A 9919-nucleotide genomic window follows, 5' to 3' on the forward strand; every position below is an offset into this window, starting at 1 on the left:
CAGCGCATGAAGGCCACGATCGGCACTGGCAAGACGCCTTGGTGACAGGCCTTGGCCGCCAGTCGGGATGAAACTGGGGTTCGCTTCCGAATTCCCCTCGCCTCCAACATGTCCTTGCCAGAACCGCCTTTCGTCCATTCGTTCGACCAAGCCATCACGCTGCTGCCGGGCGGAGGCCCTGTGGGGCACTTCCGCGGCGCCACCAGCCCGGCCTACGCCAACATGGTGGGCCCGTTTGGTGGCACGACGGCGGCCACCTTGCTGAACGCGGTGCTGCAGCACCCTGAGCGGCAGGGCGAGCCGATTGCGTTGACCGTCAACTACGCCAGCGCGATCGAGAACGGTGGCTTCGAGCTGGTGGCCCGCGCGGCACGCACCAATCGGTCGACCCAGCATTGGGCGGTGGAGCTGCTGCAAGGCGGCGCCGTGGCGGCCACTGCGACGGCGGTGCTGGCGTGGCGGCGTGAGACCTGGTCGGCACCGGACGTGCGGCCGCCCGCAAACCCGCCGTCACCCGACACGCTGACGCGGGCCGGCGGCGCCCGGCGCCCGCCCTGGTTCAAGCGCTATGACATGCGCTTTGTCACCGGCGGCCTGCCCGAGGCCATGGACGGCGAGGAGCACGCCAGTTCGCACAGCTGCTTCTGGGTGCGCGACGAACCGGCCCGGCCGCTGGACTTCGCGTCGCTGGCCGCCATTTGCGACTGCTTTTTCCCGCGTGTCTTCATGCGCCGCCGGCTGTTCGTGCCCATCGGCACCGTGACGCTGACGACGTATTTCCATGCAGACGCCGCGATGCTGGCCGCGCAGGGCGAGCGACCGGTGCTGGGCGTGGCCAAGGCACTGAACTTTCGCAACGGCTATTTCGACCAGACGGCCGAGGTCTGGAGCGACAGCGGCCAGCTGCTCGCCAGCACGCACCAGATGGTTTACTACCGAGAGTGAAGCTGCGGTGACCGCGCCGGCCGGCTGGCGGGGTGGGGCAGGGCGGTGGCGCGGCATGCTTCCTGCTCACAATGCCCGCATGGCGACTGTAGACACCCCCGACACTCCAACCGCGAAACGCACGGCAGAGGCACTCGCACCGCTGACAGACAAGCCGCACACCTTGTTCGAGGACACGCAGGCCATCTTCACCGGCACGCTGTTCGTCTCGCTGGCGCTGATCCTGTTTGCCCAGGTGGGCCTGATCACCGGTGGCACCGCGGGCGCGGCCTTTGTGCTCAGCCACTTGACGGGCTACAGCTTCGGCAAGTGGTTCTTCGTCGTGAACCTGCCGTTCTACGGCTTCTCGTGGAAGCGCATGGGGCCGGAGTTCACGCTGAAGACCTTCGTGGCGGTGACGGCGCTGTCGCTGATGACCGAGTACTCGCCGCGGCTGTTCGCCATCGAGCGGCTGCACCCTGGTTATGCCGCGGTGCTGGGCGGGCTGTTGCTGGGTTCGGGTTGCCTGTTTCTCGCACGCCACCGGGCCAGCCTGGGCGGTGCGACCATCGTCTCGCTGTATTTCCAGCAGGTCAAAGGCTGGCGTGCCGGCAAGGTCCAGATGGCCATCGACATCAGCGTGCTGCTGATCGCCGCGCTGATCCTGCCGCGCGACCGGGCGATCTACTCGGTGCTGGGCGCGGTGGTGATGAGCAGCTTCATCTACATCAACCACCGGCCGGGCCGCTACACCGGCAGCTGAACTCAGTGGAACACGCTGAGCCCGCGCTCCAGGCGCTGGGCCCAGGCCGCCGAATCCGGCCGGCTTGTGGTTGTTCACATGGCGCGTGTTGCCACGCGGTTCCACCAGGTGGTCGCCCGGGACCGCGGCCACGCGCCTGACCAGCTGTTGCTGCGCTGGCTCAGCGTGGGCGCAGGCGTTCGCGCCGGGACTGTTTGGCGCGGTACATGGCGTCGTCGGCCGTGGCCAGCAGGCGAGTCGGGTCCAGGCCGTCTTCCGGATAGAAGGCCACGCCCATGCTGGCCGTGAGCGTGGTTTCGCTGCCGTCGGCCAGCTGCATTGGCTGCTTGATGTCGGCCAGCACCCGGTCCAGCACCAGGTCGCATTCCTCGCGCGCCGCCAGCCGGCTCAAGACCAGCACGAACTCGTCGCCGCCGATGCGGGCCACGGTGTCGTGCCCGCGCACGCAGGCCAGCAGCCTGGCCGCGACGATTTGCAGCACTTCGTCGCCCGCGCCGTGGCCCTGGCTGTCGTTGACGGCCTTGAAGCCGTCCAGGTCGATGAAGCAGACAGCCACGCGCTCGTGTGCCCTGCTGCCGGTGGCCAGCGCCTGGCGCAGCCGGTCCTGGAGCAGCAGCCGGTTCGGCAGTCCCGTCAGCGGGTCGTGGAAGGCCATTTGCTCGACCTGTTCCTGGTGCAGCCGCATCGCGCTGATGTCCTGCAGCAGCCACAGCGACTCGCCGGTCTCTGCCGACAGCAAGGTGCCGGCCATGTCGACCCAGATCGGCTCGCCCGACTGGCGCACCAGCTGCAGTTGCACGCGGTAGCTGTCGCCGCGGCTGAGCACGGCATGCGAGGCTTCTCCCAGTGCCTGGTAGGCGGCTTCACTGGGGTAGAGCTCGCGCGTGGGGCGATTCGTCAGCTCGCCAGGGCGGTAGCCGAACATGCGGGCCATCGCCCGGTTGTGCCAGACGATGCGGCGCTGGCGCAGCTTGACGATGCCGACCAGGTCGTTGTCCAGCATCAGGCCTTGTTCGTGGTTGAGCCTGGCGAGGGCCGCTTCCGAGCGCTGCAGCTCGGCGGTGCATTCGGCCACCTGTTGCGCCAGCATTGCTTGCAGCGAGTCCGCCTGCTGGCGGGCGTGCACCGCAGCCTCGCGGTGCTGGATCTCGCGCTGCGCATTGCCGGCCAGCTCCGTCAGCAGGTGCAGCTCGGCCGGGCTGAACTCGCGCGGCTTGTGATCGATGGCACACAAGGTGCCCAGGGCGTGGCCCTGGCTGCTGCGCAGCGTGATGCCGGCATAGGCCCGCACCTGCGGCTCGGTGGTCACCAGCGGGTTGTCGGCAAAGCGCAGGTCCAGCCGTGCATCAGGCACCACGAAGGGCAGGTCGCCATGGATGGCATGGGCGCAAAACGCGATGTCGCGCGGTGTTTCGGTGGCCTCCAGCCCGACCCGCGACTTGAACCACTGGCGCTGCTCGTCCACCAGCGAGATCAGCGCCACCGGCACCTGCAGCAGCTGGACGACCAGCCGTGTCAGTGTGTCGAAGGCGGGCTCGGGTGCGGAGTCCAGCAGGTCCAGCGAACGCAGCAAGGCCAGGCGCTGCGTCTCGTCAGTGGTGGGCGGGGCAATCAGCATGAGGTCATCGCGTGGGCGTGGATCCGACACGCATTGAAGCATGAGCTTGCGATCCTCGACGCCGCCCGGTCCGACCAGCGATCACTTCCACTCGACTTGCCACCTGGCGCGCTGCCGTCCCTGATCCGCGAATCGCCTTTCCCCTCCTTTGGGGGATGGGGTGAGCGTTGTCCCCCAGTTATGGTTCACGCGGTTCGATGAGGTCCCGATTCGGGCCGTGTGATTCAGGGACTGGCGTGAGTGGGCCGCTGCATTGCGGGCGTGGGAGCGCCTGGAGGAGTTCGCGAAAACCGCGAATGGCAATGTCAATCGCGGCCCACTCGGGTGGGTATCCTTGGGTCAATTCAAGTCCGCAGCTTGATGAATGCCATGCGTCGAAACCGCAAGGCGGTCCAATCCTCGTCGATGGCCACTGCACGCACCGTGTCGAACCCCGCCGCCTGCAGCACGGCCCAGCCGGTGTCGCGGTTGAAGTCGCAGCGGTAGCGCTTGGAGGTGCCTTTTGGGTAGGCGAACCACAGCAGCGCGTCGCCCTCGGCCTTGCCGGCCAGCAGCCCGGACAAGCGATCGACCTCGGTTTGCTGCGTGGCAAACGCAAGCGCGAAATGGACCGCCTGGACCTCCGCCGGGTCGCGCAGTACCTTGGCATCCGCCAGCGTGGCCAAGGCCGGCTCGAAGGACGCAGGCGCGTTGACCACCAGGATCTCGCGCTGGGCCTTCAGGTTCAGCTTGTCGAACACGCTGGGCATGGTGGTCTCCATCTTCTGCCAGTCAATCAGGCAGTGTAGAGAAACGGTGCACGGTGCTGCTGCGGAAAACCTCGCCGGGGCGCAGCACGGTGGTCGGCCAGTCGGCGCTGGCGGCGTGGTTGGGCGAGTCGGGGTTGTGCTGGGTTTCCAGGCACAAGCCATCGCCCTGGCGGTAGAGCTGGCCGCCTTGGCCGCGCAGCGTGCCGTCCAGGAAATTGCCGGAGTAGAACTGCACCGCGGGCTCGGTGGTGTGCACCGTCATCAGGCGGCCGGAGGCCGGGTCTTCCAGCCGGGCAGCGAGGTGCAGCTGGCCGTCCTGCGGCGCGTCCAGCAGCCAGTTGTGGTCGTAACCCCTGGCCAGGCGCAGCTGCTCGTGGCCTTCGCGCAGCCGGGCTTCGATGACCTGGCTGCTGCGGAAGTCGAACGGCGTGCCGGCCACATCGGCAATGCGGCTGGGGATCAGCGCGGTGTCGACCTCGGTGTAGCGGCTGGCGTTCAGCTGCAGCCGGTGGCCGACGGCCGAACCGCCACCGGCGAGGTTGAAGTAGTCGTGGTGGCTGAGGTTGACGACGGTGGGCCGGTCGCAGCGCGCTTCGTAGTCCACGCGCCAGCCTTGCGCATCGTCCAGCCGGTAGCGCACGCTGAGGTCCAGCGTGCCGGGAAACCCTTCTTCGCCATGTTCGCTGCGGTAGCGCAGGTGCAGCGCGTCGCCCTCGATCTCGGCCTGCCACAGCCGGGTGCCAAAGCCGCGCGGGCCGCCGTGCAGGCAGTTCGGGCCGTCGTTCAGCGGCAGCTGGTGGGTTTCGCCGTCCAGCGTGAAGCGGCCGCCGGCAATGCGGTTGGCATAGCGGCCGACGATGACGCCGAAGTGCGGGTTGCGCAGCACGTAGTCGTCCAGCTGGTCGAAGCCCAGCACCACATTGGCCGGCCGGCCCGCGCGGTCAGGCACCTGCAGCGAGGTGACGATGCCGCCGTAGGTGATGGCGCGCAGCACCAGCCCCTGGCCGTTGTCCAGCGTGTATTCGTCGACGGTGCGGCCGTCGGCCAGCGTGCCGTAGGGGCGGGAGAGGAGGGTGGTCATGGGGAAGTGCTCAGACCCAGCCGCCATCCACGATGAAGTCCTGCGCGGTGCACATCGCACTGTCGTCTGCTGCGAGGAACAGCGCCATGCGGGCGATGTGCTCGGCCATCAGCGGCTGGTTGATGCACTGGCCCTTGGCGATCTCGGCGCGGGCCGCGTCGTCCACCCACAGCGCGAGCTGTCTCTCGGTCATGACCCAGCCCGGCACGAGGGTGTTGACGCGGATGTTGTGCGGCCCGAGGTCGCGTGCCAGCGACCGCGTCAGGCCTTGCACCGCGGCCTTCGCAGTGGTGTAGGCCGGCATGCCGCCTTGCTTGAGCTTCCAGCTGATGGAGCCGAAGTTGACGATGCTGCCGCCACCCGCGGCGCGCATGTCGGGCAGCACCGCCTGCGCGGCGAAGAACTGGTGCTTCAGGTTGACGGCCAGGCCTGCATCCCACTGCTCTGACGTGACGCTTTCCAGCGTGTGGCGCTTGTCGTTGGCGGCGTTGTTCAGCAGCACCGTGAAACGGCCACCCAGCGACTCGCGCAGGCTCTGGATGGCGCGCTGCAGCGCCGCGGTGTCGGTCAGGTCCGCTGCGACGAAGTAGGGGCCCCGACGTGCGCCGTCCTGCAGCTTCGCGGCCAGCGCTTTGCCCGCAGCGGCGTCGATGTCGATGAAGCCCACCGCCGCGCCTTGTTGTGCGAATTGCTCCACCAGGCAAGCACCGATGCCGGTGGCGCCGCCGGTGATCAGCACCCGGCGGTCGGCCAGGCTGGGATAGCGCGCGAAAACAGTCATGTGGGAACTCCGCCAACAGGGCTACAGAACGATGGAATCATTTTATTAGTAATACTTTAGTTTGAAGTCTTGCATGCGATTCAGGGTTTACCCGAGTGACGTGCCATAATTAGTCATACTTTAATGTCGACTCCTGTTTGAGAGAGCCTCATGTCAAAGCCCCCCGTCAAGCTCAGGTCCGCTGCATGGTTCGGCACCGCCGACAAAAACGGCTTCATGTACCGAAGCTGGATGAAGAACCAAGGCATCCCGGATCACGAATTCCAGGGCAAGCCCATCATCGGCATCTGCAACACCTGGAGCGAGCTGACGCCCTGCAACGCGCACTTCCGCAAGCTGGCGGAGCACGTCAAGCGCGGCATCCTGGAGGCCGGTGGCTTCCCGGTCGAGTTCCCGGTGTTCTCCAACGGTGAGTCGAACCTGCGGCCCACGGCCATGCTCACGCGCAACCTCGCCAGCATGGACGTGGAAGAGTCGATCCGCGGCAATCCGATCGACGGCGTGGTGCTGCTGGTCGGCTGCGACAAGACCACGCCTGCGCTGCTGATGGGCGCGGCCAGCTGCGACGTGCCGGCCATCGTCGTCACCGGCGGGCCGATGCTCAACGGCAAGCTCAACGGCAAGAACATCGGCTCGGGCACGGCGGTCTGGCAGCTCAGCGAGCAGGTCAAGGCCGGCACCATCTCGATCAACGACTTCCTCGCCGCCGAAGCCGGCCACGCCCGCTCGGCCGGCACCTGCAACACCATGGGCACCGCGTCCACGATGGCCTGCATGGCCGAATCGCTGGGCGTGAGCCTGCCGCACAACGCAGCCATCCCCGCGGTGGACGCGCGGCGCCAGGTGCTGGCGCATCTGTCGGGCAGCCGCATCGTCGAGATGGTCAACGAAGGCCTGACGCTGTCCAAGCTGCTGACGCGCGAAGCCTTCGAAAACGCCATCCGCACCAATGCCGCGATCGGCGGCTCGACCAACGCGGTGATCCACCTGAAGGCGATTGCCGGCCGCATTGGCGTGGACCTTGAACTGGACGACTGGACCTCGGTCGGCCACGGCACGCCCACGCTGGTGGACCTGCTGCCCTCGGGCCGCTTCCTGATGGAAGAGTTCTATTACGCCGGCGGCCTGCCCGGCGTGCTGCGTCGCCTGGGCGAAGCCGGCCTGCTGCCGCACCCGAATGCGCTGACGGCCAATGGCAAGAGCATCTGGGACAACGTCAAGGATGCGGCCATCCACGACGAAGAGGTGATCCGCCCGCTGACCAAGCCGCTGGTACCGGACGGCAGCATCCGCGTGCTGCGCGGCAACCTGGCGCCCAACGGCGCGGTGCTGAAGCCTTCGGCCGCCAGCGCCCACCTGCTGAAGCACCGCGGCCGAGCCGTGGTCTTCGAGAACCTCGAACACTACAAGGAACGCATCGTCGACCCGGACCTGGACATCACGCCCGACTCGGTGATGGTGCTGAAGAACTGCGGCCCGCGCGGCTATCCCGGCATGGCCGAGGTCGGCAACATGGGCCTGCCGCCCAAGCTGCTGGCACAGGGCGTGACCGACATGGTGCGCATCTCCGACGCTCGCATGAGCGGCACCGCCTACGGCACCGTGGTGCTGCACGTGGCGCCCGAGGCGCGCGCCGGCGGCCCGCTCGCGGTGGTGCAGGAAGGCGACTGGATCGAGCTGGACGCCGAGACCGGCCGGCTGCACCTGGATGTGTCCGAAGAAGAGCTGGCGAGCCGGCTGGCCGCCTGGGCCGCGGTGCAGCAGGTCGACCCGGCCGACGCGACCGGCTATCGCCACCTGTACGTGAAGCACGTGATGCAGGCCGACCAGGGCTGCGACTTCGACTTCCTGGTCGGCTGCCGTGGTGCCGCGGTGCCGCGCCACTCGCATTGATGTTCGCCCCGAGTTCTGACTTCCTGAGAGACAAACCATGAGCACTCCACAAGCTGCGCGGTACAAGGGCGTGTTCCCGGTCGTGCCCACGACTTTCAATGAACAAGGTGGGCTGGACCTGGAGAGCCAGAAGCGCTGCGTCGACTTCATGATCGATGCCGGCTCCACCGGCCTGTGCATCCTGGCCAACTTCTCCGAGCAGTTCGTGCTGGGCGACGACGAGCGCGAAGTGCTGGCCCGGACCATCCTCGAACACGTCGCCGGCCGGGTGCCGGTGATCGTCACCACCACCCACTTCGGCACGCAGATCTGCGCCGCGCGCAGCCGCCGTGCCCAGGACATGGGTGCCGCCATGGTGATGGTCATGCCGCCGTATCACGGCGCCACCATCCGCGTCTCCGAAGCGCAGATCCACGGCTTCTACAGCCAGCTGTCCGACGCGATCGACATTCCGATCATGATCCAGGACGCGCCGGTCAGCGGCACGGTGCTGAGCGCGCCCTTCCTGGCCCGCATGGCACGCGAGATCGAGAACGTCGCCTACTTCAAGATCGAAACCGCCGGTGCGGCCAGCAAGCTGCGCGAGCTGATCGCCATCGGCGGCGCCGACATCGAAGGCCCGTGGGACGGCGAAGAGGCCATCACGCTGCTGGCCGACCTGGACGCCGGCGCGACCGGCGCAATGACCGGCGGCGCGTTCCCGGACGGCATCCGAACCATTGTTGACGCTTACGCCGCCGGCCGGCGCGAAGAGGCAGTGGCGGCTTACGCGCGCTGGCTGCCGCTGATCAACTACGAGAACCGCCAGTGCGGATTGCAGGCCGCCAAGATCCTGATGCAGGAAGGCGGCGTGATCGGCTCGGAGGCGGTGCGCCATCCCCTGCAAAAGGTCCACCCGGCGGCGCGCGCCGGTCTCGTTGAAATCGCCCGCCAGCTCGATCCCGTGGTGTTGCGCTGGGGCCGGTGTTAACGCCTTCATCACGGCCGGACACAAAAGCTCAGGGAAACGGAACCTTCGCGTCGGTCAAACGTAAAAATCGGGGAGAAGCGATATGATCGAACAACGGAACTTTGCATCCTTGCTCGGCGAGGCCGCGATTGTCGTCTGGGGCGATATGCCGCGCGACATCCAGGAAGCGCTATTCGAGACCGCCATGCGCGACCGGTCCGAACTGCGTCACGATCTGGCCAGGCTGCTGCATCAACACCACCCCCGAACGCAGCACCCGGCCAGGCTGGCCTGACCCAGCCTGCTTGACGCAGACCCTCTATTCCGGAAACACGACATCCGCGATCACGGGAAGATGGTCCGAATACGCACGGGCCTTGCGATCGGTCCAGGCCGAGCGGATCGTCAGATCGCGCGAGGCATAGATTCGGTCCAGCCGCATCATCGGCAATCGGGAGGGAAACGTCCGCAGGCGCGTTCGGACCGGGCAAATCCGCGCCAGCACGCCCCTCACCGACTTCACCCAGAACCAATCGTTGAAATCGCCGAGCACCAGCGTCCGCGTCGGCTGCACCAGATCGACCAGGGCATTGGCCTGCGCGTGCCGTTCGTGGATGCTCAAGCCGAGGTGGGTGGCAATGACCCGGACCTCGCCGTGATCCGACAAGATGCGCGCGGCAATAGCCCGGCGCGGCTCCCGTTCCTGATAGGACACGTCCGAGATTTTCGGCGGCTCGACGAACGGCCAGCGGCTCAACAGCACCTGGCCATAGTCGCCGTCCTCGGTGACGATCGATCTTGCATCGACGCTGTGGTCGACGACGGCCTTTGCCAGCAGGGCAAAGGGATCATCGGTTCTGCCGCGGGAATCGACCTCCTGCAGCGCCACGATATCAGGAGACCAGTGGCGAATGATGGAACAAACGCCGTCCAGATCGAAACCCGGATTGAGGTGGAAGATGCCGTGAACATTCCACGTCATGATGCGCATCGTGGCCGTCACGTTCTTCGTCCTGCCATCCACGTCACCAGGAACTGCACGCCAAGGCACAACGCGATCCACGCTGTGATCGCCAGCGCCAGCAGCACCGCATTCGTCCACGAGGCGTTTCTGGCGAGATCCGCGATCTGCGCACCGAGCGCGGCCATCACCGCGATCCC

The 9919-nt window shown here is 67.0% G+C and carries 10 protein-coding genes; 5 read left to right on the top strand and 5 right to left on the bottom strand.

Annotated features, from left to right (window positions below; genetic code table 11):
* The first annotated feature begins 108 nt into the window (after positions 1-108).
* Positions 109-945 (top strand): thioesterase family protein, encoded by an 837-nt coding sequence (locus tag ACAH41_RS29110; RefSeq protein WP_325655476.1) that lies wholly within the window; start codon positions 109-111, stop codon positions 943-945.
* A gap of 79 nt (positions 946-1024) precedes the next feature.
* Positions 1025-1687 (top strand): YitT family protein, encoded by a 663-nt coding sequence (locus ACAH41_RS29115; protein ID WP_325655477.1) that lies wholly within the window; start codon positions 1025-1027, stop codon positions 1685-1687.
* A gap of 160 nt (positions 1688-1847) precedes the next feature.
* Here ACAH41_RS29115 and ACAH41_RS29120 read toward each other — a convergent pair whose 3' ends face one another.
* From ACAH41_RS29120 to ACAH41_RS29135, 4 genes are all read right to left on the bottom strand, one after another.
* Positions 1848-3305, bottom strand: coding sequence for a diguanylate cyclase domain-containing protein (locus ACAH41_RS29120; protein WP_325655478.1), 1458 nt, complete (start codon positions 3303-3305; stop codon positions 1848-1850).
* A 344-nt stretch (positions 3306-3649) separates the two neighbouring features.
* Entirely contained in the window at positions 3650-4054 is a 405-nt protein-coding gene (locus ACAH41_RS29125) for a hypothetical protein (RefSeq protein WP_325655479.1), read from the bottom strand.
* A gap of 22 nt (positions 4055-4076) precedes the next feature.
* Positions 4077-5135 carry an aldose epimerase family protein gene (locus tag ACAH41_RS29130; RefSeq protein ID WP_325655480.1) on the bottom strand — a complete coding sequence of 353 codons (1059 nt, stop codon included), beginning with the start codon at positions 5133-5135 and terminating at the stop codon, positions 4077-4079.
* Positions 5136-5145: 10 nt separating this feature from the next.
* Positions 5146-5916, bottom strand: coding sequence for an SDR family oxidoreductase (locus ACAH41_RS29135; protein ID WP_325655481.1), 771 nt, complete (start codon positions 5914-5916; stop codon positions 5146-5148).
* A 150-nt stretch (positions 5917-6066) separates the two neighbouring features.
* Here ACAH41_RS29135 and ACAH41_RS29140 point away from each other — a divergent pair, with 150 nt between their 5' ends.
* The 3 genes from ACAH41_RS29140 to ACAH41_RS29150 all read left to right on the top strand — a co-directional run bounded on the left by ACAH41_RS29140 (position 6067) and on the right by ACAH41_RS29150 (position 9053).
* Positions 6067-7809 carry an IlvD/Edd family dehydratase gene (locus ACAH41_RS29140; RefSeq protein WP_325655482.1) on the top strand — a complete coding sequence of 581 codons (1743 nt, stop codon included), beginning with the start codon at positions 6067-6069 and terminating at the stop codon, positions 7807-7809.
* A gap of 37 nt (positions 7810-7846) precedes the next feature.
* Entirely contained in the window at positions 7847-8779 is a 933-nt protein-coding gene (locus ACAH41_RS29145) for a dihydrodipicolinate synthase family protein (RefSeq protein WP_370538752.1), read from the top strand.
* A gap of 82 nt (positions 8780-8861) precedes the next feature.
* Positions 8862-9053, top strand: coding sequence for a hypothetical protein (locus ACAH41_RS29150; protein ID WP_370538753.1), 192 nt, complete (start codon positions 8862-8864; stop codon positions 9051-9053).
* A 24-nt stretch (positions 9054-9077) separates the two neighbouring features.
* Here ACAH41_RS29150 and ACAH41_RS29155 read toward each other — a convergent pair whose 3' ends face one another.
* The gene (locus ACAH41_RS29155) at positions 9078-9761 is read right to left on the bottom strand and encodes an endonuclease/exonuclease/phosphatase family protein (RefSeq protein ID WP_370538754.1); all 684 of its coding nucleotides are present in this window, start codon (positions 9759-9761) and stop codon (positions 9078-9080) included.
* Positions 9762-9919: the final 158 nt, after the last annotated feature.

Source organism: Ideonella sp., assembly GCF_041287625.1.
In the GTDB taxonomy this organism is placed as follows: domain Bacteria; phylum Pseudomonadota; class Gammaproteobacteria; order Burkholderiales; family Burkholderiaceae_C; genus Ideonella.

Excerpts from the sequence above, each read along its gene's own strand:
- ACAH41_RS29120 (WP_325655478.1), bottom strand. The coding sequence starts at position 3,305 with ATGCTGATTGCCCCGCCCACCACTGACGAGACGCAGCGCCTGGCCTTG.
- ACAH41_RS29140 (WP_325655482.1), top strand. The coding sequence starts at position 6,067 with ATGTCAAAGCCCCCCGTCAAGCTCAGGTCCGCTGCATGGTTCGGCACC.
- ACAH41_RS29145 (WP_370538752.1), top strand. The coding sequence starts at position 7,847 with ATGAGCACTCCACAAGCTGCGCGGTACAAGGGCGTGTTCCCGGTCGTG.
- ACAH41_RS29135 (WP_325655481.1), bottom strand. The coding sequence starts at position 5,916 with ATGACTGTTTTCGCGCGCTATCCCAGCCTGGCCGACCGCCGGGTGCTG.
- ACAH41_RS29150 (WP_370538753.1), top strand. The coding sequence starts at position 8,862 with ATGATCGAACAACGGAACTTTGCATCCTTGCTCGGCGAGGCCGCGATT.
- ACAH41_RS29125 (WP_325655479.1), bottom strand. The coding sequence starts at position 4,054 with ATGCCCAGCGTGTTCGACAAGCTGAACCTGAAGGCCCAGCGCGAGATC.
- ACAH41_RS29110 (WP_325655476.1), top strand. The coding sequence starts at position 109 with ATGTCCTTGCCAGAACCGCCTTTCGTCCATTCGTTCGACCAAGCCATC.
- ACAH41_RS29115 (WP_325655477.1), top strand. The coding sequence starts at position 1,025 with ATGGCGACTGTAGACACCCCCGACACTCCAACCGCGAAACGCACGGCA.
- ACAH41_RS29130 (WP_325655480.1), bottom strand. The coding sequence starts at position 5,135 with ATGACCACCCTCCTCTCCCGCCCCTACGGCACGCTGGCCGACGGCCGC.